19 protein-coding genes and 1 pseudogene are annotated in these 21450 nt (G+C 72.5%); 14 read left to right on the top strand and 6 right to left on the bottom strand.

All coding sequences use genetic code 11. The annotated features are described in order from the left end of the window. Nucleotides 1–143 precede the first annotated feature (143 nt). Nucleotides 144–1451, bottom strand: coding sequence for a glycoside hydrolase family 27 protein (locus K7C20_RS04635; protein WP_053209931.1), 1308 nt, complete (start codon nt 1449–1451; stop codon nt 144–146). A gap of 179 nt (nt 1452–1630) precedes the next feature. On the opposite strand from K7C20_RS04635, the gene K7C20_RS04630 reads away from it, so the two are divergent. The 3 genes from K7C20_RS04630 to K7C20_RS04620 all read left to right on the top strand — a co-directional run bounded on the left by K7C20_RS04630 (nt 1631) and on the right by K7C20_RS04620 (nt 6040). Then, on the top strand, nt 1631–3205 hold the full coding sequence (locus tag K7C20_RS04630; RefSeq protein ID WP_053209932.1) for a phytoene desaturase family protein: 1575 nt from the start codon (nt 1631–1633) through the stop codon (nt 3203–3205). Nucleotides 3206–3357: 152 nt separating this feature from the next. Then, entirely contained in the window at nt 3358–4461 is a 1104-nt protein-coding gene (locus tag K7C20_RS04625) for an NAD(P)H-dependent flavin oxidoreductase (protein WP_053209933.1), read from the top strand. Between the two features lie 19 nt (nt 4462–4480). Beyond that, nucleotides 4481–6040, top strand: coding sequence for an acyl-CoA synthetase (locus K7C20_RS04620; protein ID WP_053209934.1), 1560 nt, complete (start codon nt 4481–4483; stop codon nt 6038–6040). A 109-nt stretch (nt 6041–6149) separates the two neighbouring features. On the opposite strand, the pseudogene K7C20_RS38060 reads toward K7C20_RS04620, so the two are convergent. Beyond that, nucleotides 6150–6284 (bottom strand): annotated as a pseudogene (locus tag K7C20_RS38060) (penicillin acylase family protein); the annotation flags it as partial. A gap of 67 nt (nt 6285–6351) precedes the next feature. Here K7C20_RS38060 and K7C20_RS04615 point away from each other — a divergent pair. The 3 genes from K7C20_RS04615 (at nt 6352) to K7C20_RS04605 (ending at nt 9701) form a co-directional block, all read left to right on the top strand. Next, the gene (locus K7C20_RS04615; RefSeq protein WP_030079794.1) at nt 6352–7917 is read left to right on the top strand and encodes a fatty acyl-CoA synthetase; all 1566 of its coding nucleotides are present in this window, start codon (nt 6352–6354) and stop codon (nt 7915–7917) included. Between the two features lie 109 nt (nt 7918–8026). Further along, nucleotides 8027–8827 carry a VOC family protein gene (locus tag K7C20_RS04610; protein WP_030079796.1) on the top strand — a complete coding sequence of 267 codons (801 nt, stop codon included), beginning with the start codon at nt 8027–8029 and terminating at the stop codon, nt 8825–8827. 148 nt (nt 8828–8975) lie between these two features. Next, entirely contained in the window at nt 8976–9701 is a 726-nt protein-coding gene (locus K7C20_RS04605) for an alpha/beta fold hydrolase (RefSeq protein ID WP_052414288.1), read from the top strand. Here the strand turns inward: K7C20_RS04605 and paaK are convergent. Continuing rightward, nucleotides 9698–11014, bottom strand: a complete 1317-nt coding sequence (paaK, locus tag K7C20_RS04600) for a phenylacetate--CoA ligase PaaK (RefSeq protein ID WP_030079800.1) — start codon at nt 11012–11014, stop codon at nt 9698–9700. The two genes, K7C20_RS04605 and paaK, sit on opposite strands and share 4 nt — an antisense overlap. A 121-nt stretch (nt 11015–11135) precedes the next feature. On the opposite strand from paaK, the gene K7C20_RS04595 reads away from it, so the two are divergent. Both K7C20_RS04595 and K7C20_RS04590 read left to right on the top strand, forming a co-directional pair. Beyond that, a complete protein-coding gene (locus K7C20_RS04595; RefSeq protein WP_053209935.1) occupies nt 11136–11834 on the top strand; it encodes an alpha/beta fold hydrolase in 699 nt (232 codons plus the stop codon). A 229-nt stretch (nt 11835–12063) separates the two neighbouring features. Then, nucleotides 12064–12771, top strand: a complete 708-nt coding sequence (locus K7C20_RS04590) for a chorismate mutase (protein WP_063781298.1) — start codon at nt 12064–12066, stop codon at nt 12769–12771. A gap of 373 nt (nt 12772–13144) precedes the next feature. Here K7C20_RS04590 and K7C20_RS04585 read toward each other — a convergent pair whose 3' ends face one another. Beyond that, nucleotides 13145–14776: an acyl-CoA synthetase gene (locus K7C20_RS04585; protein ID WP_053209936.1), complete on the bottom strand. Its 1632-nt coding sequence runs from the start codon at nt 14774–14776 to the stop codon at nt 13145–13147. Nucleotides 14777–14940: 164 nt separating this feature from the next. On the opposite strand from K7C20_RS04585, the gene K7C20_RS04580 reads away from it, so the two are divergent. The 5 genes from K7C20_RS04580 (at nt 14941) to K7C20_RS04560 (ending at nt 19327) form a co-directional block, all read left to right on the top strand. Continuing rightward, nucleotides 14941–15741 carry a crotonase/enoyl-CoA hydratase family protein gene (locus tag K7C20_RS04580; protein WP_053209955.1) on the top strand — a complete coding sequence of 267 codons (801 nt, stop codon included), beginning with the start codon at nt 14941–14943 and terminating at the stop codon, nt 15739–15741. A gap of 14 nt (nt 15742–15755) precedes the next feature. Continuing rightward, a complete protein-coding gene (locus tag K7C20_RS04575; RefSeq protein ID WP_030079816.1) occupies nt 15756–16703 on the top strand; it encodes a Zn-ribbon domain-containing OB-fold protein in 948 nt (315 codons plus the stop codon). After that, the gene (locus tag K7C20_RS04570) at nt 16703–17788 is read left to right on the top strand and encodes a thiolase domain-containing protein (protein WP_053209937.1); all 1086 of its coding nucleotides are present in this window, start codon (nt 16703–16705) and stop codon (nt 17786–17788) included. Before K7C20_RS04575 ends, K7C20_RS04570 begins: the two co-directional genes overlap by 1 nt. Next, nucleotides 17785–18951, top strand: a complete 1167-nt coding sequence (locus tag K7C20_RS04565; RefSeq protein WP_030079818.1) for a thiolase domain-containing protein — start codon at nt 17785–17787, stop codon at nt 18949–18951. The genes K7C20_RS04570 and K7C20_RS04565 overlap by 4 nt, the downstream gene beginning before the upstream one ends. A 136-nt stretch (nt 18952–19087) precedes the next feature. Continuing rightward, nucleotides 19088–19327, top strand: a complete 240-nt coding sequence (locus tag K7C20_RS04560) for a DUF397 domain-containing protein (protein ID WP_030079820.1) — start codon at nt 19088–19090, stop codon at nt 19325–19327. A gap of 164 nt (nt 19328–19491) precedes the next feature. Here K7C20_RS04560 and K7C20_RS04555 read toward each other — a convergent pair whose 3' ends face one another. Then, complete coding sequence (locus K7C20_RS04555; RefSeq protein WP_030079821.1) at nt 19492–20235, bottom strand: leucine-rich repeat domain-containing protein; 744 nt, start codon at nt 20233–20235, stop codon at nt 19492–19494. After that, the gene (locus K7C20_RS04550; protein WP_409351302.1) at nt 20130–20702 is read right to left on the bottom strand and encodes a maleylpyruvate isomerase N-terminal domain-containing protein; all 573 of its coding nucleotides are present in this window, start codon (nt 20700–20702) and stop codon (nt 20130–20132) included. The genes K7C20_RS04555 and K7C20_RS04550 overlap by 106 nt, the downstream gene beginning before the upstream one ends. A 139-nt stretch (nt 20703–20841) precedes the next feature. On the opposite strand from K7C20_RS04550, the gene K7C20_RS04545 reads away from it, so the two are divergent. Next, nucleotides 20842–21450 carry a CGNR zinc finger domain-containing protein gene (locus K7C20_RS04545; RefSeq protein WP_053209939.1) on the top strand — a complete coding sequence of 203 codons (609 nt, stop codon included), beginning with the start codon at nt 20842–20844 and terminating at the stop codon, nt 21448–21450.

Below are 21450 nucleotides of genomic sequence, written 5' to 3'. Positions count from 1 at the left end.
CCTCAGGGGAGGCACCTCAGGGGAGGCACCCCCCAGGGGGAGACGCCCCCAGGGGGAGGGCGGCCGCGGTCAGTCCGGACGCGGCCTCGGGACCGCTGTGCCCCGGTCGGCCCGGATGCCGCCGGGCGGGACCGCCGCCCCGGTCAGTCCGGTGTGACGCGGTAGAGCACCGTGCTGTGCGGCGGCACCTCCCGCGCCACGATCGTGTCGTCGCTGTGCGTGCGGCGGCCGGTCACCAGATCGTGCAGTCGGTAGGAGTCGGCTGCCGGCAGTCCGGCCGCGGCGGCCGTGACGGAGAGCGTGCGCGGCGCGTCGCCGGAGTTGAACAGGGCGATCGCCCGGTCGCCGTTCTTCAGCGGCTTGGCCAGCACCGCGGAGCCGTCGTCCTGCCGCACGAGGTTCCCCTGGACGCCGAGCGCATCCTGGTCGACGGCGATGACCTCCTTGTTCCCGAGCACCTTGCGCGCCGACGGGGACAGATCGCCGACGTCGGTGCTGGAGATCAGGGGAGCGGCCATCATCGCCCACAGCGACATCTGGCTCTGCATCTCACGCGCAGTCAGGCCCGTGTCGCCGGCCAGCAGGAAGTCCGGATCGTTCCAGCGGCCGGGACGCTGGAGGCCGTCCAGCCGCGCGTTGTAGCGGAAGTTGTAGACGATGGAGGACCACTTCGCGGCCGGTGTGCTCTTCTGGAGTGCCACATCGCGCCCGCCCCGCCACAGATTGCCGACCTCGGCCGACCAGCCGATGACCCGGTGCCAGACGCTGTCGCCGTCGAACTGGAAGTAGGCCGGTGCCGACACCGAGAAGGTGATCGGGCGGCCGGTGGCCCGGAGCGCACGGCTCATCTGCCCGTACAGGTCCCGGTAGGTCTCCTCCTTGGAGTGCCCCGGCGCGACGGGCACATTGCAGCCGTCCGCCTTGACGTAGTCGACCTTCCAGCGGGCGAACAGCTCCGCGTCCTGCTGAAAATGGCCAAGACTGCCCGGATACTTCTCACAGGTGAGGGTGCCGACGTCCTCATAGATCCCGAACTTCAGTCCCAGCGCGTGCAGCTGCCGCCCGAGGTAGGCCATGCCGTGCGGGAACTTCGTGCGGTCGGCCGTCAGCTCCCCCTTGGGCCCGCGCCGGCGGCTCATCCAGCAGTCGTCGACGGTGACGGTGCGATAGCCCTGCCGCGCGAGCCCCGTACGGACCAGGGCCCGCGCGTTGTCGAGGACGACCTTCTCGTTGATGTCGCACATGTAGTACGACCAGTTGTTCCAGCCCATCGGGGGTCTGGGGGCCAGATTCGGATACGCCCCGGCGATGTGCCGGGCGCCGGTCGCACGGGCCGGACCGGCGGCGGCGGAGGCGGGCGCGGGGGCCGCGAGCAGCCCGGCGGAGCAGGCGGCGACGGCGGTCAGTCCGGCGAGGGTGCGGCCGAGGCGGGGTACCGGGGAGTGGGACACGGGTCACCTCACGGGTGGGCGGGACGGCCTGCGGAGAGGGCGGCGGGGGCGGTGCCGGGGCGGAGCACGGCCGGACGCTAGGAGCAGCCCCCTGCCCGGTCAAGAAGCCGCACCGACCCGGGTGGAGGTTTCAGCCGCCTGCACCTGGCGACCGAGATCACCGCGTGCTACCAAGGGGCATGCCGGAACGGACTTCGTATGACGCGGTCATCGTCGGCGGCGGGCACAACGGACTGGTCGCCGCCGCCTATCTCGCGCGCGCAGGGCGCAGTGTGCTGGTGCTGGAGCGGCTGGACCACACTGGTGGGGCCGCCGTGTCGACCCGGGCGTTCGCCGGGGTCGACGCCCGGCTGTCCCGTTACTCCTACCTCGTCAGCCTGCTGCCGTCGAAGATCGTGCGGGATCTCGGCCTGCGCTTCGCGGTACGCAAACGCACCGTCTCCTCCTACACCCCCACCGTGCGCGACGGCCGCCCCACCGGTCTCCTCGTCGGCGGCGGCGATGCCCGGACCCGTACCGCATTCTCCGAACTCACCGGCTCCGACCGGGAGTTCACCGCCTGGCAGCGCTTCTACGGCACCACCGGGCGTCTCGCCGCACGCGTCTTCCCCACCCTGACCGAGCCTCTCCCCACCCGCGCCGCGCTGCGCGCCACCGTCGACGACGACGCCACCTGGCATGCCCTGTTCGAACGTCCCCTGGGGGAGGTGGTCGAGGAGACCTTCAGCGACGACCTGGTCCGCGGGGTGGTCCTCACCGACGCCCTCATCGGCACCTTCGCCACCGCCCATGATCCGTCCCTGCGTCAGAACCGCTGTTTCCTCTACCACGTCATCGGTGGCGGCACCGGCGACTGGGACGTGCCCATCGGCGGTATGGGGGCCCTCACCGACGCACTGGCCGACGCCGCCCGCCGGGCCGGGGCGGAGATCGTCACCGACTGCGCCGTGACCGGGATCGCGACGGACGGCCGCACCGCGGAGGTCACCTGCGACCAGGGCACCGTCGGCGCCCGCCGGGTCCTGGTCAACGCCGCCCCGCGCGAGCTGGCCCGCCTGCTGGGCGAGACCCCGCCGCCACCCGCCGAGGGTGCCCAGCTCAAGGTCAATATGCTGCTCACCCGGCTGCCGCGGCTGCGTGATACCCGTGTGGACCCGCGGGAGGCCTTCTCCGGCACGTTCCATATCGCCGAGGGCTACCGCCAACTGGAGAGCGCCTACCAACAGGCCGCGTCCGGCGCACTCCCCGCCTCCCCGCCGTCCGAGATCTACTGCCACTCCCTCACCGACCCCTCCATCCTCGGCGCGGACCTGGTCCGCCAGGGCTACCAGACGCTCACCCTGTTCGGTCTGCACGCCCCCGCGAGCCTGTTCACCGCCGACAACGACACCACCCGCGAGCGCCTGCTGGCGGCCACCCTCGCCGAACTCGACACCCACCTCGCCGAACCGCTCGCCGACTGCCTGGCCCATGACGCCGACGGCCGCCCCTGCATCGAGGCCCGGTCCCCCCTCGACCTGGACCGCGAACTCGGCCTGCCGGGCGGCAACATCTTCCACCGGGACCTGGCCTTTCCGTATGCCGATCCCTCGGACGAGGCCCTCGGCGACGCCCCGTCCGCCGCCCCGGCCCGCTGGGGCGTGGCGACCACCCACCCCAACGTCCTCCTGTGCGGAGCGGGTGCGGTGCGCGGCGGGGGCGTGAGCGGCATCCCGGGACACAACGCGGCGATGGCGGTATTGGAGGAGGAGTGAGGGGAGGGGGCCGGCCGCCCCGCCGTCCCGGGACGGCCGGGACCCGCCCGTCCCGGCCGGTGCCAAGGCCGGTGCCAAGGCCGGTGCCAAGTTTCTGACGCTGCATCAGAAACTCTCTTCCCTCGTACGGCCCGCTGCGGCATCCTTCGCCCATGCAGACGGAGCTGAGCAACACGCTGGGAGTCGAGCACGCCGTCTTCGGGTTCACGCCCTTTCCCGCGGTCGCCGCGGCGATCACCCGGGCCGGCGGGTTCGGCGTGCTCGGCGCGGTCCGCTACACCGCGCCGGACGAGCTCGCCCGCGACCTGGACTGGATGCAGGAGCACACCGACGGCCTGCCCTACGGGCTCGATGTGGTCATGCCCGCCAAGAAGGTGGAGGGGGTCACCGAGGCCGAGGTCGAGACGATGATCCCGGAGGGGCACCGCCGCTTCGTCACCGAGCTCCTCGACAAACACCAGGTGCCGCAGCTCGCGGAGGGGGAGGCGTCCGGCTGGCGGATCACCGGGTGGATGGAGCAGGTCGCCCGCACCCAGCTCGATGTGGCCTTCGACTATCCGATCAAGCTGCTGGCCAACGCCCTCGGCTCACCGCCGCCCGACATCATCCGGCGCGCCCACGACCACGGCGTCCTCGCCGCCGCGCTGGCCGGCAGCCCGCGGCACGCACGGCACCACAAGGCCGCCGGTATCGACATCGTCGTCGCCCAGGGGTACGAGGCGGGCGGGCACACCGGCGAGATCGCCACCATGGTCCTCACCCCGGAGGTCGTGGCCGCCGTCGACCCGCTGCCGGTGCTCGCCGCGGGCGGCATCGGCACCGGTGAGCAGATCGCCGCCGGACTCGCCCTCGGCGCCCAGGGGGTCTGGCTGGGCTCGCTCTGGCTGACCACCGAGGAGGCCGACCTGCACTCCCGGCGGCTGACCGCGAAACTGCTCGCCGCGGGGCCGGGCGACACCGTCCGCTCCCGCGCCCTGACCGGCAAACCCGCCCGCCAGCTGCGCACCGAGTGGACCGACGCCTGGGACGATCCGAACGGTCCCGGCCCGCTGCCGATGCCGTTGCAGGGCCTGCTGGTCGCCGAGGCCAACTCCCGTATCCAGCGGCACGAGGTCGAACCGCTGCTGGGCACCCCGGTCGGCCAGATCGTCGGACGGATGAACAGCGAACGCAGCGTACAGGCCGTCTTCGACGACCTCACCCGTGGCTTCGAGCGGGCCATCGACCGCATCAACCGCATCGCCGGACGCGCCTGATCCCGAGGAGGACAGCGGAATGACCCAAGACTCCCCACCGCCCAACGGTTTCTGGGCGCAGGCCGCCGCAGACCCGGACCGCACGGTCCTGATCGCCCCGGACGGCGAGGAGTGGACCGCGGGCCGGCTGCACGCCGCGAGCAACCGGCTGGTCCACGGGCTGCGCGCGGCGGGCCTGGAGCGCGGCGACGCGTTCGCCGTGGTCCTCCCCAACGGCGTCGAGTTCTTCACCGCGTATCTCGCCGCGTCCCAGGCCGGTTTCTATCTCGTCCCCGTCAACCACCATCTGGTCGGCCCGGAGATCGCCTGGATCGTCGCCGACTCCGGGGCGAAGGTGCTGATCGCGCACGAGCGGTTCGCGGAGGCGGCCCGGCACGCCGCGGACGAGGCGAAGCTGCCGGGGCCGCGGCGCCACGCCGTCGGTCACATCGACGGCTTCCGGCCGTACGCCCAACTCCTCGACGGACAGCCCGGGTCCGCGCCCGCCGACCGGACCCTGGGCTGGGTCATGAACTACACCTCGGGCACCACGGGGCGCCCGCGCGGTATTCGCCGCCCGCTGCCCGGTACCGCACCCGAGGACGCCCACCTCGGCGGATTCCTCGGCATCTTCGGTATCAAGCCGTTCGACGGCAATGTCCATCTGGTCTGCTCGCCGCTCTACCACACGGCCGTGCTGCAATTCGCCGGTGCCTCGCTGCACCTCGGCCACCGCCTCGTCCTGATGGACAAGTGGACGCCGCAGAGCATGCTGGCCCTGATCGACAGACACCGCTGCACCCACACGCATATGGTGCCCACCCAGTTCCACCGGCTGCTCGCACTGCCCGAGGAGACCCGCGCGGGGTACGACGTGAGCTCGATGCGGCACGCCCTTCACGGCGCCGCACCCTGCCCCGACCACGTCAAACGCGCGATGATCGACTGGTGGGGCGGCTGTGTCGAGGAGTACTACGCGGCCAGTGAGGGCGGCGGCGCTTTCGCGACCGCCGAGGACTGGCTCAAACGGCCGGGGACGGTCGGCAAGGCCTGGCCGATCAGCGAGCTGGCCGTCTTCGACGACGACGGCAACCGGCTGCCCGCGGGCGAACTCGGCACCGTCTACATGAAGATGAACACCGGCGGCTTCAGCTACCACAAGGACGAGGGGAAGACGAAGAGGAACCGGATCGGTGACTTCTTCACCGTCGGAGACCTCGGATATCTGGATGCGGATGGGTATCTCTTCCTCCGCGACCGCAAGATCGACATGATCATCTCGGGCGGGGTGAACATCTACCCCGCCGAGATCGAATCCGCCCTGCTCGGCCACCCCGCCGTCGCCGACGCGGCCGCCTTCGGCATCCCGCACGACGACTGGGGCGAGGAGGTCAAGGCCGTCGTGGAGCCCGCCGAGGGCCATGCGCCGGGGCCCGGTCTGGCCGCCGAGCTCCTGGCCCACTGTGCGCGGCAACTGGCCGGCTACAAGCGGCCCAAGTCGGTCGACTTCATCACCGTCATGCCGCGCGACCCCAACGGCAAGCTCTACAAGCGGCGGCTGCGCGACCCGTACTGGGAGGGGCGGGAGCGCGCCGTGTAGCCATGCGTCCCGGACAGCCGGGGCGGCCGGTCCCACCCCTCCGGGGACCGGCCGCCCCGGCACCGCCTGCCGTGCCCGTCAGGGGCGCACGTGCAGCACCCGCTGACGTGAGACCGGGCGCAGCGGCGATGTCCTTCGCGCAGAACCGCTCCCGGACCATCCGGCCGGCCGCGTAGAGCTCGTTCTGGTCGCTGTGGTGCGCCGACGAGGGGTCGGAGGACTGGGAGTAGGTCAGCAGGGTCCGGGGGCCGCCGTCCCTCACTCCGGTCGGGTGGCTTGACCCGGGGTGAGGGGCCGCCGAGGATCGCGCCATGACGCAAGCGCGGAGCAATACGGTCGACGGAGTCGTGCGGCGCAGCGCCCGACGGGTGCCCGGTCGCACTGCGGTGCGGTACGCGGACCGGGCCTGGACCTATCGCGCGCTGGACGACGCGGTGACCGCCGCGGCCCGGGTGCTGCGGGCGGACGGCCTGCGGCCCGGCGACCGGGTCGCCTCCTACGGCCACAACTCGGATGCGTATCTGATCGGATTTCTGGCCTGCGCCCGCGCCGGACTGGTGCATGTGCCGGTCAACCACAGCCTGACCGGCGAGGACCTGCGCTACCTCCTGGAGCAGTCGGGCAGTGTGCTGGTGCTCACCGACGCCGCGCTCGCGCACCGGCTGCCGGACTCCGTCCGCACCATGCCCCTGTACGGGGCGCCCGACGGGCTGCTGGAGCGGCTCGCGGCCCACGACGCGCCGGACGCCGCCGGGCCGGACGCCGCCGGGCCGGCGGCCGAGGTGTCCGACGACGCCCTCGTCCAGCTTCTGTACACCTCAGGCACCACCGCCCTGCCCAAGGGCGCGATGATGACCCACCGCGCGCTGGTGCACGAGTACACCAGCGCCGTCGTCGCCCTCGATCTGAAAGAGACGGACCGGCCGGTTCACTCGCTGCCGCTCTACCACTCCGCGCAGATGCATGTGTTTCTGCTGCCCTACCTTGCGGTGGGCGCGGAGAACACCATCCTGGACGGACCCGACCCGGGAAAGATCTTCGACCTGGTGGAAGCGGGCGGGGCCGACAGTCTGTTCGCGCCACCGACCGTATGGATCGCGCTGTCGCACCACCCCGGCTTCACCACCCGGGAGCTGAGCGGGCTGCGCAAGGCCTACTACGGTGCCTCGATCATGCCGGTGCCGGTCCTGGAGCGGCTCCGCGCCCGGCTGCCAGGACTCGCCTTCTACAACTGCTTCGGGCAGAGCGAGATCGGGCCGCTGGCCACCGTGCTCGGCCCCGGCGAACACGAGGGCCGGATGGACTCCTGCGGGCGCCCGGTGCTGTTCGTCGAGGCCCGGGTGGTGGATGAGGAGGGCCGGGAGGTACCGGACGGCACCCGGGGCGAGGTCGTCTACCGCTCCCCCCAACTGTGCACCGGCTACTGGGACAAGCCGGAGGAGACCGCCGAGGCGTTCCGGGACGGCTGGTTCCACTCCGGCGACCTCGCCGTCCGTGACGCCGAGGGCTATTTCACGGTGGTCGACCGGGTCAAGGACGTCATCAACTCCGGCGGCGTCCTGGTCGCCTCGCGTCAGGTGGAGGACGTGCTCTACGCGCATCCGCAGGTGGCCGAGGTCGCGGTCATCGGGCTGCCGGACGAGCGCTGGATCGAGGCGGTGACCGCGGTGGTCGTACGGCGTACGGACGGTGCGGGCGGTGCCGGGGACGGGGACGGCGGGGAGGAAGTGGGGGAGGCGGAGCTGATCGCGGCGGCCCGCGCCCGCCTTGCGCCGTTCAAGGCGCCCAAACGGGTGGTGTTCGTGGACGCGCTGCCGCGCAACGCCAGCGGCAAGGTCCTCAAGCGGGAGCTGCGCGCACGGTTCGGCGCCCCCTGAGCCGGGCCCGGCACGGCGTGCGCGAAGGGCGGCTGTCAGTGCCCCCTGCGATGCTGGGAATCGGCGCGAAACAGCCGTGAACACCCATCCGTGCGACGGAGGACCACCGATGCTGACGACCCATTTTGTTCCGGGCACACCGAACTGGCTCGACCTCGGGGCCCCGGACATCGACGACGCCGTCTCCTTCTACTCCGCCGTGTTCGGCTGGACCTTCCAGTCGGCCGGACCGGACGCGGGCGGGTACGGCTTCTTCCAGCTCGACGGCAAGACGGTCGCTGCCGTGGGGCCCCTGATGGAGGAGGGCGCGGGCTCCGCCTGGACGGTGTACTTCCAGACCCCCGACGCGGACGCCACGGTCAAGGCGGTGGAGCAGGCCGGCGGCTCGGTACGCGTCCCGCCGATGGATGTCTTCACCGCGGGCCGGCTGGCCGCCTTCACCGACCCGACCGGCGGCGACTTCGCCGTGTGGCAGCCGGGCGACGTCCAGGGCCTGGAGACGGTCATGGAGCCGAACTCCCTGTGCTGGACGGAGCTGTACACCACCGACGCGGCCGCCGCGAAGGACTTCTACCGCTCGGTCTTCTCCTGGAGCCACCAAGACATGCCGATGGGCGGCGAAACGGTCTACTCCGTCGTCTCCGCACCGGGCGGCGGCAAGGACGACGACTCGGGGCACGGCGGCCTCATGCAGCTGCCGGAGGCGAACCTGAAGGCCGGTTCGACCTCCGAGTGGCACCCGTATTTCGGTGTCACCGACTGCGACGCGGCCTTCGCCGCGGCCACCGACCGCGGCGCCACGATCCTGATTCCGCCCACCGACGCCCCGGGCGTCGGCCGGCTGGCCATGCTCAGGGACCCGGCAGGGGCCCCGTTCGCCCTGATCACGGGGGACCCGACGACGGACTGAGCCGACCGCCGCCCGGCCGGCACCTCGCGGACGCGGCGAGCCACCGGCGCCCACCCGCGCGGGGCCGCACCCACCCGCGCGGGGCCGCACCCACCCGCGCGGGGCCGCACCCGCCCGCCGGACCATACGGCCACGAGGCCGCACGGCGGTGCGACGCGCTCCCGGCCCCGCGCGCACAAATGCCGGGCGCGCGACGGTCCGCAACCTGGTCGATCTGCCCGGCGACGGCTCCAACCGTGACCGCTCCGCGGTTCCCGCCGATCCCTACGCCCACTGGCCGGGAGTCCTGACGGAGGCCGCGCAGGCGCTGGACGAGGCGGTGATGGTCGGCCACTCCACCGGCGGCATGTTCCTGCTGGCCGTCCCGGAACTCGCGGCACAGCTCGCGGGCCTGGCGCTGATCAGCAGCGCCCCGCACGCAGGCTGGCGCCCCGCCTTCGCCCGCTATGCGCAGGACCACCCGCTCCCCGGAGTCGACACCGCGGCCGAGCACTATGCCCGGCAGCCGGACGACGAGACGCTGCGTGCCCTGACGCTGGCCGCCGTGCCATGGAACTTCAGCCCCTCCGCGGCCGCCGGCGGCCGGGCGCTCCTTGCGGGTCTCCCGTACTGCCATGACGCGGTGGCCTGGGCCGACGCCCACTTCGACGACAGCTACCGGGCCCGCTGGACACCACGGACCCTGCCGACCCTGATCGTCAGCGGCGGCCGGGACCACATCGTCGACCAGCGGCTCTGGCAGGACGAGCCCGGCTTCCACGGTCCGCGCACCCTGCACCGCCGGATCGGGGAAGCCGGTCATTTCCCCTGGATCGAGAACCCCGGGGCCGTCCGGGCCGCCTTCGCCGACCTCGCGGGCCTGCTGGATACCTAGGCCGTGTCCCGCGGCCGGGCGTCCACAATGCGCTTGATCTTGCCGACCGACCGCTCCAGGGTCTCCGGGTCGACGATCTCCACCGCGACCGTGACCCCGATCCCGTCCTTGACGCCGCGCGCGATCAGCCCGGCGGCCACCGTGCGCACCTCGGGGCTCGCGTCCGGCCGGGCCTCGGCGCGCACGGTCAGCCGGTCCATCCGGCCCTCCCGGGTCAGCTTCAGCTGGAAGTGCGGGGCGACCCCGGGCGTCCGCAGCACGATCTCCTCGACCTGTGCGGGGAAGAGATTGACCCCGCGCAGAATGATCATGTCGTCGCAGCGTCCGGTGATCTTCTCCATCCGGCGGAAGGCGGCCCGCGCGGTACCGGGCAGCAACCGGGTCAGGTCCCGGGTGCGATAGCGGATGACCGGCATCGCTTCCTTGGTGAGGGAGGTGAACACCAGCTCGCCGTGCGCCCCGTCCGGCAGTACCTCGCCGGTGATCGGGTCGACCACCTCCGGATAGAAGTGGTCCTCCCAGATGTGGAGCCCGTCCTTGGTCTCCACACACTCCTGGGCGACGCCCGGACCCATGACCTCCGACAGGCCGTAGATGTCCACGGCGTCGATCGCGAACCGTTCCTCGATCTCGCGGCGCATCTCCTCCGTCCAGGGCTCGGCGCCGAAGACACCCACCTTGAGCGAGGTCGTACGGGGATCGATGCCCTGCCGCTCGAACTCGTCCAGCAGGGTGAGCATGTAGGACGGCGTGACCATGATGATCTCGGGCCGGAAATCCTGGATGATCTGCACCTGCCGGCTGGTCATCCCGCCGGACGCCGGTACGACCGTGCAGCCGAGCCGCTCCGCGCCGTAGTGGGCGCCCAGACCGCCGGTGAACAGCCCGTACCCGTAGGCGATATGCACGGTGTGACCGGGCCGCCCGCCGGCCGCATGGAGGGAGCGGGCGACGACATCCGCCCAGTGCGACAGATCGCGCTCGGTGTAGCCGACGACCGTCGGGCGGCCCGTGGTGCCGCTGGAGGCATGCAGACGGCGCACCTGCTCCTTGGGGACGGCGAACATCCCGAAGGGGTACTGGGCGCGCAGATCGTCCTTGACGGTGAACGGGAAGCGGGCGAGGTCGCCGAGCGAGCGGCAGTCCTGCGGATGCACCCCGGCCCGGTCGAAGGACTCCCGGTAGAACGGGACGTGGTCATAGGCATACTGCAACGAGGCGCGCAGCCGTGTCAGTTGCAGGGTGTGCAACGCCTCCGCGGTGAGTCGTTCCGCATCGTCGAACGTCTCACTGCCCGTAGCCGCTTCCGGCATGGAGTTCACCGCCTCGTGTCCCTACCGATCATTCGGTAGCCGCATGCTGGTCCAAGTAATCAGCGCGCGGCGAACACGTCAAGGGGCGTGGCGCCGAGACCTCCCGGGTAGCGTCCAGCGCATGAGTGACGTCCGGAAAGTGCAGGTCGGTGAGGTCCAGCTGGCGTATCGGATGTGGGGAGAGGAGGACGCGCCCCCGGCCGTGCTGCTCCACTGCCTCGGGGAGGACGGCGAGGACTGGCGCGGTGTGGTCGGCAGGCTCGCCGGCACCCACCGTGTCTACGCCCTCGACCAGCGGGGCCACGGGTACAGCGACTGGCCCGGGGCGTACGGCTTCGAACGGTGGCGGGACGATGCGATCGGCTTCCTCCAGGCACTCGGCCTGGAGCGGGTGATCCTGATCGGGCACTCGCTGGGCGCGGTGGCCGCGCTGCTGCTGGCCGCGGACCGGCCCGAGCTGGTGGACCGCCTCATCCTGGAGGAGGTGGCGCCGCCGCGGCCCGCCGATCCGCCGCAGGAGGTGCCGGAGCAGCCGGCCGGCCCGCAGCCGTTCGACTGGCAGGCCAAGGTCGCCGTGGTGGCGGAGCGCAATGCGCCCGACCCCGTGTGGTGGGAGGCACTGGAGAAGATCACCGCACCGACCCTGGTCATCGGCGGCGGCGAGTCCAGCCATATCCCGCAGGAGCACCTCGCCGAGCTGGTCGAGCGGATCCCGGACGCCTGCCTGGTGACGGTGGAGGGCGCCGGCCATCTCGTCCACGAGGAGCGCCCCGGGGAGTTCCTCGCCGCGGTCAACTCGTTCCTCGCGCCGCGCCCGTAGCCTGCCGCGCGCTGTCGTGCGGGTCCCGACGGGCCCCGGCGGGGTCCGCCGTGGCCCGCACGACACACCCTCGGTCCCCGCCGCATGGCCCCACGGGGCCCCGGCCGCCTCGTCCGTCTCAGGGCTGTCGTCGCGCGCCCGCCGGGGATGACGGGACAGCCGTTAGGCTCACGGGAGATGCCGCCGCTGAACTCCCCGGGGGTTTCCCGGGGTTCGAGAAAGGCCGACCGTGCAGCTGATCACCTCGATGCGGAGCGCCCTGACCGCCGGAGCGGCCGCCGCCGTCCTGCTGACCGGAACCGGTGGGGCCGTCGCGGCTCCGGCGGCCCCACCGGCCAGGGCCACCGCCAAGGCCAGTGCTCCGTCGGCCAAGGCCACTGCCCCGTTGGCCGCCGACACCGCGCTGGCGGCCAAGGGGCACGCCCCGGCTGCCGCCACCGCGCACTCCGCGTACGGCCGCCTCGGCCCGCTCGCCGAGCTGTCCGCACAGCGGCTGGCCACCGGCGATCTGGTGGCCGCGGCGAAGTGGGGCACCGGCGGCCCGATCGACGACCCGGCCCGTGAGCAGGAGGTACTGGACGCGGTGGCCGAGCAGGCCCGGCGGCTGGGTGCCGACCCGGCGGCCACGGTGCGGATCTTCCGGGACCAGATCGAGGCCAGCAAGGTCGTGCAGCGGGGGCTGCACCGCAGGTGGCACGCGGACCCCGCGCAGGCGCCGACCACGCGACCCGACCTCGACGAGGTCCGCAAGGAGATCAACCGCATCAACGGCGAGCTGGTGCGGGCCATCGCCCGTTCCCCGCACGCCCGCTCGGCGCCGTACTGCGCTCCGCTGCTGACCGTGGCCGCCGCGCAGGTCCGCCATGAGCGGCACCTGGACGGGCTGCACACGGTGGCGCTGGCCCGTTCGCTGCGCTCGGTCTGCGACGGCACCTGACCAACGGCCACGGCCGCGCCCGCGGCCCGCCCGGCTCAGCCCGTCCGCTCGCCCGTCGCCACCGCCCAGGGCCTGTCTTCACAGGTCCGTCTGCCTGGCGACGCTTCCCCAGCTACCGCTGGGAGGTGCCCCAGGCACGCACGCTCCCCCCACGCCTGAACGGCGCGGAGAACCCCCATCCGCGTTGTCGGGCTCATCCCAGTACACCCGGTACACCCGGTACACCCGGTACCGGGACGACCCTCCGCCTTGCGATCGCGCTCGGCATCCACCGGTTGATCAGGAGCCGGGACGGAGCGAGCGGTGGGGGCCCCTCCCGCGCCCTTGAGGCGTGGGGGAGAGTTGCAGCGCGCCAGACGCCGCCAGGCCCGCCCTACGGGCGAACGACGGGACTGTGAAGACAGGCCCTCGCCCAGCGGTAGTCCGCCTTGCCGCTGGGCGAACGCTGGATGTGGTCGGTGAAGACGACGGCGCGCGGAATCTTGTAGCCCGCCAGCCGGGTCCGGCAGTGGAGCTGGAGGCCCGCGAGGTCCAACGGCGCGGCGTCGGGGCGCAGTTGGACCACGGCCGCGACGCGGTTGCCCCACCGCTCGTCCGGCACGCCCGCCACCAGCGCGTCATAGACGTCCGGATGCGCCTTCAGCGCCTGTTCGACCTCCTCCGGGTAGACCTTCTCGCCGCCGGAGTTGATGCACTGCGAGCCCCGGCCGAGGACGGTGACGATGCCGGCCGCGTCGACGGTGGCCATATCGCCCAGCAGCACCCACCGGTCACCGCGCGCCTCGAAGAAGGTCTCGGCGGTCTTCTCCGGGTCGTTGTAGTAGCCCAGCGGGACATGCCCGCGGAGCGCGATACGGCCCACCTCGCCGACCGGGACCGGTTCGTGGGTCGCGGGGTCCACCACCGCCGTACGGGAGTTGACCCGCAGCCGGAATCCGTTGGCGGGTCCCGAGTCCTCGGTGGCGGTGCCGTTGAAGCCGGATTCGGAGGAGCCGAAGTTGTTGAGCAGCATGACGTGCGGGGCCAGCGCACTGAACTGGGCGCGTACGGTCTCGGAGAGGATCGCGCCGGAGCTGCTGACGCTGAACAGCGAGGAGCAGTCGGTGCCCTTGAGCGGTCCGGTGAGCGCGTCGACCAGCGGGCGCAGCATCGCATCGCCGACCAGCGACACGCTGGTGACCCGCTCCCGCTCGATCGTGCGCAGTACCTCCTCGGGCACATATTTGCGGTGGACGACGACCTTCTGGCCGAAGTGGAAGGCGATGAACGCGGTGAGGGTGGAGGTGCCGTGCATCAGCGGGGGAGTGGGGAAGAAGACGATCCCCTCACCGCCGGCCGCGACCCGCTCGGCCAGCTCCTGCGGCCGTTGCACGGGCTCACCGGTCGGTGCCCCGCCGCCCATCCCGGCGAAGAAGAGGTCCTCGTGGCGCCACATCACGCCCTTGGGCATACCGGTGGTGCCGCCGGTGTAGATGACGATCCGGTCGTCGGCGGAGCGCGGGCCGAAGCCGCGCGCGGGGGAGCCGGCGGCCTCGGCGTCCGCGAGCGCGACGGGTGTGATCCGCGGCTCGGGGGCGTCGGCCGGCGGGGTGCCGACGCGTACGAGATGCCGTAGGCCGGGCGCCTGGGGGAGGGTGGCGGCCACCCGCGCGGTGAACTCCGCGTCGAAGACCAGCGCCGCCAGGTCGGCGTCCCGGTAGAGGTAGGCCAACTCCTCTTCCACATAGCGGTAGTTGACGTTGACCGGGACGGCGCGGATCTTCAGGCAGGCGTAGACGGCCTGGAGGTATTCGACGCCGTTGTAGAGGTGCAGCCCGACGTGCCGGCCGGGGCCGATGCCGTGGTCGGCGAGGTGGTGGGCCAGGCGATTGGCCGCGCGGTCCAGCTCCGCGTACGTCAGGCGTCGTTCGGCGCCGGTCCCGGGGTGGCCGACGTACACCAGCGCCTCGCGGTCGGGGACCGTGTCGACGATCGACTCGAAGAGGTCGGCAAGGTTGTACTCCACGTCTCCTCCAGACCGGGCGGGCGTCGGCTTGGCGGTCATTAGAGCGCCGCCGGAAGGAGCAGGGAAGGGCCACGGCACAAGAAAACTGACTATGTGTCAGAAAGGTCTTGAAGTCGGTGTGCGCCTACTGCAACCTGTTCTACGTCGCGAGACGGGAGGACGGAATGGGCAGCACGGAACATCTGTCGGTGGAGCGCCTCGGCGCGACCCTGGTGCTCACCCTCAACCGGCCGGAGGCGAAGAACGCGCTCTCGCTGCCGATGCTGGTGGGCCTGTACGACGGCTGGATCGCCGCCGACGAGGACGACACGATCCGCTCCATCGTCCTCACCGGCGCCGGCGGCACCTTCTGCGCCGGCATGGACCTCAAGGCCCTTGCGGGCGACGGCATGGCCGGCGAGCACTACCGCGACCGGCTGCGTGCCGACCCCGATCTGCACTGGAAGGCGATGCTGCGGCAGCACCGCCCCCGCAAACCCGTGATCGCCGCCGTCGAGGGCCACTGCGTCGCGGGCGGCACGGAGATCCTCCAGGGCACGGACATCCGCGTCGCCGGGGAGAGCGCCACCTTCGGGCTCTTCGAGGTCCGGCGCGGGCTCTTCCCGATCGGCGGATCCACCGTCCGCCTCGCCCGCCAGATCCCCCGCACCCACGCCCTGGAGATGCTGCTCACCGGCCGGCCCTACCCCGCGCGCGAGGCCGAACGCATCGGGCTGATCGGCCATGTCGTGCCCGAAGGGACCGCGCTGGACAAGGCCCTGGAGATCGCGGAACTGATCAACGGCTGCGGACCGCTGGCCGTCGAAGCCGTCAAGGCCTCCGTCTACGAGACCGCCGACATGACCGAGACCGACGGGCTCGCGGCCGAACTCGCCCGCGGCTGGCCGGTCTTCGACACCGCCGACGCCAAAGAGGGCTCCCGGGCCTTCGCCGAGAAGCGCCCGCCCGTCTACCGGCGCGCCTGACCCAAGGAGCCCGCATGCCAGAGGTCCTCACGGCGCCTCTCGTCGTCGAATTCCCCTTCACCCGCTCGCTCGGCCCCGTCCAGAGCGCCTTTCTCACCGGGCTGCGCGAGCGCACCGTCCTCGGTGTCACCGCGAGCGACGGCCGGGTGGTCGTACCGCCCACCGAGTACGACCCGGTCACCGCCGAGGAGGTCCGCGAGCTGGTCGAGGTCGGCACCGGCGGCACCGTCACCACCTGGGCCTGGAACCCGTCCCCACGCCGCGGCCAGCCGCTCACCACCCCCTTCGCCTGGGTGCTGGTCCGGCTCGACGGCGCCGACACCGCACTGCTGCACGCACTGGACGCACCCGGCCCCGACGCCGTACGCACCGGGATGCGGGTCCGGGTCCGCTGGGCCGCGGAGCGCACCGGCGCGATCACCGACATTGCCTGCTTCGAGCCGGACGACAGCGCCGCGGACGACGGCCGGCCGGCCGCGCACAGCGGGGAGTTCGCGGACGCCGTCACCGGTATCACCGTCCCCGCCCGGCTCGACTACACCTACTCGCCCGGTCGCACCCAGTCCCGCTACCTCCGGGCGCTCACGGATCACAGGATCGTCGGCGAGCGCTGCCCTTCCTGTCGCAAGGTCTATGTCCCGCCCCGCGGCGCCTGCCCCACCTGCGGTGTCGCCACCGACACCCAGGTCGAGGTCGGCCCCCGCGGCACCGTCACCACCTTCTGCATCGTCAACATCAAGGCCAAGAACCTCGACATCGAGGTCCCTTACGTCTACGCCCATATCGCCCTGGACGGTGCCGACCTGGCGCTGCACGCCCGCATCGGAGGCATCCCGTACGACCGGGTCCGCATGGGGCTGCGCGTCGAACCCGTCTGGACCGAGGGCGGCCGCTTCCCCGACCACTACCGCCCCACCGGCGAACCCGATGCCGACTACGCCGGCTACAAGGAGCTGATCTGATGCGCGAAGTCGCCATCGTCGCCTTCGGGCAGAGCGATCATGTCCGCGACAGCGCGGAGACCTCCGAGGTCGAGATGCTGATGCCGGTGCTCCACGATGTCCTGGCGCAGACCGGCCTGGCGGCCCGCGACATCGACTTCACCTGCTCCGGCTCCTCCGACTACCTGGCCGGCCGGGCCTTCTCCTTCACCATGGCCCTGGACGGCGTCGGCGCCTGGCCGCCGATCTCCGAATCCCATGTCGAGATGGACGGCGCCTGGGCGCTGTACGAGGCCTGGGTGAAGATCCTCACCGGTGAGGCGGAGACCGCACTGGTCTACGCGTACGGCAAGTCCTCGCCCGGTGATCTCCGTGAGGTCCTCACCCGGCAGCTCGACCCGTATTACGTCGCCCCGCTGTGGCCCGACTCCGTCGCGCTCGCCGCACTCCAGGCCCAGGCCCTGATCGACGCGGGACTCACCGACGCGCGGGCACTGGCCGGTATCGCGGCCCGCAGCCGGGCGGCCGCCGGGTCCAACCCGCACGCCCAGCTGCGCGGCGAGGTGCCCGCAGGCGAGGTGCTCGTCGCCCCGCTGCGTACCGGCGACTGCCCGCCCATCGGCGACGGCGCGGCCGCCGTCGTCCTCGCCGCCGGCGACACCGCCCGCAGGCTGGTCGACCGCCCCGCCTGGATCCGCGGCCTCGACCACCGCATCGAGGCCCACAGCCTGGGCGTCCGCGACCTCACCGACTCGCCGTCCACCCGGCTCGCCGCCGAGCGCGCCGGTGCCTTCGAGCTCCCCCATGGCCTGGACGGCACGGGAGGTGCCCCCATGGTCGATACGGTCGAGTTGCATGCCCCCTTCACCTCCCAGGAGGTCGTGCTGCGCCGCGCCCTGAAACTCGACGCGCCGGACAGCACGGTGTGCATCAACCCGTCGGGCGGCGCACTGGCCGCCAACCCCGTCATGGCCGCCGGCCTGATCCGCCTCGGCGAGGCCGCCGCCCGCATCCACCGCGGCGCATCCGACCGCGCCCTCGCCCACGCCACCTCGGGGCCGTGCCTGCAACAGAACCTGGTCGCCGTCCTGGAGGGTGAGCGATGAGCAAGGAGCCCGTGGCCGTCGTCGGCATCGGCCAGACCAAACACGTCGCCGCCCGCCACGACGTCTCCCTCGCCGGACTCGTCCGCGAGGCGGCCCGACGCGCCCTGGACGACGCCCAGTTGACCTGGGCCGACATCGACGCCGTGGTGATCGGCAAGGCCCCCGACTTCTTCGAGGGCCTGATGATGCCCGAGCTGTATCTCGCCGACGCGCTGGGCGCCGTCGGCAAACCGATGCTGCGGGTGCACACCGCCGGATCGGTCGGCGGCTCCACCGCCCTGGTCGCCGCCAACCTGGTCGCCGCCCGGGTCCACCGCACCGTCCTCACCCTCGCCTTCGAAAAGCAGTCCGAGTCCAATGCCATGTGGGGCCTGTCCCTGCCGGTCCCCTTCCAGCAGCCCCTGCTGGCCGGCGCCGGCGGCTTCTTCGCCCCACACGTCCGCGCGTACATGAGGCGCACCGGGGCCCCGGACACCGTCGGCTCCCTCGTCGCCTACAAGGACCGCCGCAACGCCCTCAAGAATCCCTACGCCCACCTCCACGAAAACGACATCACCCTCGAAAAGGTCCAGGCCTCGCCGATGCTCTGGGACCCGATCCGCTACTCCGAGACCTGCCCGTCCTCCGACGGCGCGTGCGCGATGGTCCTCACCGACCGCACCGGGGCCGCCCGCGCACCGCACCCGGCGGCCTGGGTGCACGGCGGTGCGATGCGCAGCGAACCCACCCTCTTCGCCGGCAAGGACTTCGTCTCCCCGCAGGCCGGCAAGGACTGCGCCGCCGACGTCTACCGGCAGGCCGGCATCACCGACCCGCGCCGGCAGATCGACGCGGTCGAGATGTACGTCCCCTTCAGCTGGTACGAGCCGATGTGGCTGGAGAACCTCGGCTTCGCCGAGGAGGGCGAGGGCTGGAAGCTCACCGAATCGGGCGTCACCGCACTCGACGGCGACCTCCCGGTCAACCCCTCCGGCGGGGTGCTGTCCACCAACCCCATCGGCGCCTCGGGCATGATCCGCTTCGCGGAGGCCGCCCTCCAGGTGCGCGGGCAGGCCGGCGGCCATCAAGTCGACGGCGCCCGCACGGCGTTGGGACACGCCTACGGCGGCGGCTCCCAGTTCTTCTCGATGTGGCTGGTCGGGGCCGGCCGGCCGACCACCTGACACCCCTCGGGGGCGGGCGCGCCGACCTGGCGCGCCCCTCCCGGACCACCACTCCACCGGCCCGCCACGTCCCCTGTCCGTCCCCGGACACAGTGGTTAGGCTGACGCGGACGACGTACCGGGAGGAGCGGGACACGTGACCGACAGCATCACCGAGCAGCGGCTCGCGGGCGGACCCAAGCCTGATGTCGACCTGACGCAGGCCGAGTGGCAGTCGAGCACCCAGGGCGTGGGCGGCGTCCAGATCGCCTTCGTCGAGGGCTATATCGCGATGCGCAACCGCCACAGCCCGGACGTCCCCGCGCTGATCTTCACCCCCGCCGAGTGGCGGGCCTTCGTCCTCGACGCCCGCGACGGCGAATTCGATCTCACCTAGGTCTTGACGCACGGATCGGGGAGAGCGGCCCGAGCCGGGGACCGGCGACCGCGACCGTCATGCCATCGGCCCACGGTGTCAGACGCCCGCCCCGCGGTGCCCCGCGCCCGCCCGCGGCGCCCGATGCCCGCCCCCGCCGCCCCGGCCCCACTCGCGAGCCGGCGTCAGGTGAGCACCACGCACCCTCTCTCCCGTAGCGCCGGCACCGGGCTCGCGCCGTCGTCCACGGTGTTCCAGCGCAGATCCAGCTTCTCCAGCGACGGCAGCCGGGCGATCCACGGCGGCAGCGCCTCGATCCGGTTGCCGCGCAGGTCGATCCGGCGCAGCAGCGGCAGCACGCGCAGCGCCTCGGGGACGCCGGGGAGAGCGTTGTCCCGGAGTTCGAGCACCCTCAGCTCGCGCAGCGCCGCCGTGCTCTCGGGCAGCGCCGTCAGCGCATTGCCGCCCAGCCACAGCTCACGGAGGCGGCCCAGCCGCCCCAATGACTCGGGCAGAGTGGTCAACTCGGCGTTCTGGCAACGTAGTTCGACCAGCGCGGCCATCTCGCCGAGCGCGGCCGGCAGCCGGCCGAGCGGATTCTCGCCGACGTTGAGATAGCCGAGCCGGTCCAGCCTGCCGAGCGAGTCCGGCAGTGCGGTGAGCCGGTTGTCGTGCAGATAGAGGAAGCGGGTCAGCCCGGTGAGCCGGCCGATCTCGTCCGGGAGGGCCGTCAGCGCGTTGTGGCCGAGGTCGAGGGTGTGCAGCGCGCGCAGCCGGCCGAGGAGTGCCGCCGGGATCTCGGTCAGAGCGTTGTCGGCAAGGATCAGCACCTCCCAGTCGTCACGCCGCCAGACCTCGGAAGGAACCGAACGCAGGCCCGCTTTCCAGAGGTCGAGCGTGGGAGGGGTGCTGGACCCGGGACAGGGCATGGGGTGCGCAGTCCTTTCCGGAAGTGCCGGGCGCGCCGCCTGAGGGCTGTCGCCGTGCGCCCGCCAGGGGTTACGGGACGGCCCTTCACCGGCCGCGACCAGTCGGCCGGGCCGACCGCCGCCCAGGCCGCGGACGCCTCGGCCAGCGCGGCCCGTACGGCGTGCCCGAGCGCCGCCGCATCACGCACCGCTCCGGCCTCGATCGCGGCCGCACGCGCCGGGCGCCCGCCGTCGTACGGCTCGACCGGCTCACCGCGCAGCGCGTAGCGGGCCTGCCGGGCCAGGGCGAGCGCGACGCCCTCGAGGTGCGAGAGAACATGTGCACGGGACCAGCCGGGCAGCTCGCTCGGCTCCCGCACCCCGTCGTCGCCCAGACCGGGCAGCAGGGCCCGCAGCCGCTCCTGGCCCGTCTCGACCGCAGCCCGTACCGCCTCGGCCGGCAGCGCATGCTCATGCGTCACGGACACGGAGGTCCCTTCGTCCATGCGTTGCGGCACGCCGGCAGAGCGCCCGCGAACACCGGGGGACCGCAGAGCAGTTGACGTACGCCGGCCATACTTCCCCCCCAGCTAGTTAATGGTTGGCGGTGACGTTACCATTAGCCTCATGACCGCAACACGGCTCGCACTCGAACTCGCCGTCACCCTGCGCCACGACGGGCACGGCGGCGTCGCCGATGACCTGGCCGGTCCGGAGGGGCTCGCGGTCTGGGTGCGTGAGCGGGCCGCGCTGCTGGACTGCGCGGAGGACCCGGCCGTCCCGGACGAGGCGCTGCACACCGCCGTGCGCGAGCTGCGGGCCGCGGTCCGGTCGCTGTTCGCCCGCGCCGTCCGGCCGGGGCCGCCCAGTTCCGCCGATGCGCACCGGCTGCTCCCGGAGGAGGAGGCGCTTCGTCGGCTGAATGCCGCCGCGGCCCTGGTCGCCATGACACCCCGGCTCAGCTGGGAGCCGGGCGCGCCGCCCGCCGTGCGGCACCACCCGGCCGGCTCCGCGCCACCCGCCGACCGGATCGTCGCCGCGCTGGCCCGCGCCGCCCTCGCCTTCCTCGCCGGCCCCGACCGGGAGCTGCTGCGGGCCTGCCCCGCCCCGCGCTGTGTGCGCTACTTCGTCAAGGACCATGCCCGCCAGGAGTGGTGCGCCCCTTCCTGCGGCAACCGCGCCCGGGTCGCACGCCACCACGAGCGGCGCCGGGAAGGACAGGGCGGCGCCCCGTAG

It is taken from the genome of Streptomyces decoyicus (genome assembly GCF_019880305.1).
In the GTDB taxonomy this organism is placed as follows: domain Bacteria; phylum Actinomycetota; class Actinomycetes; order Streptomycetales; family Streptomycetaceae; genus Streptomyces; species Streptomyces decoyicus.
This window is presented reverse-complemented; position numbering and strand designations above follow the sequence as displayed.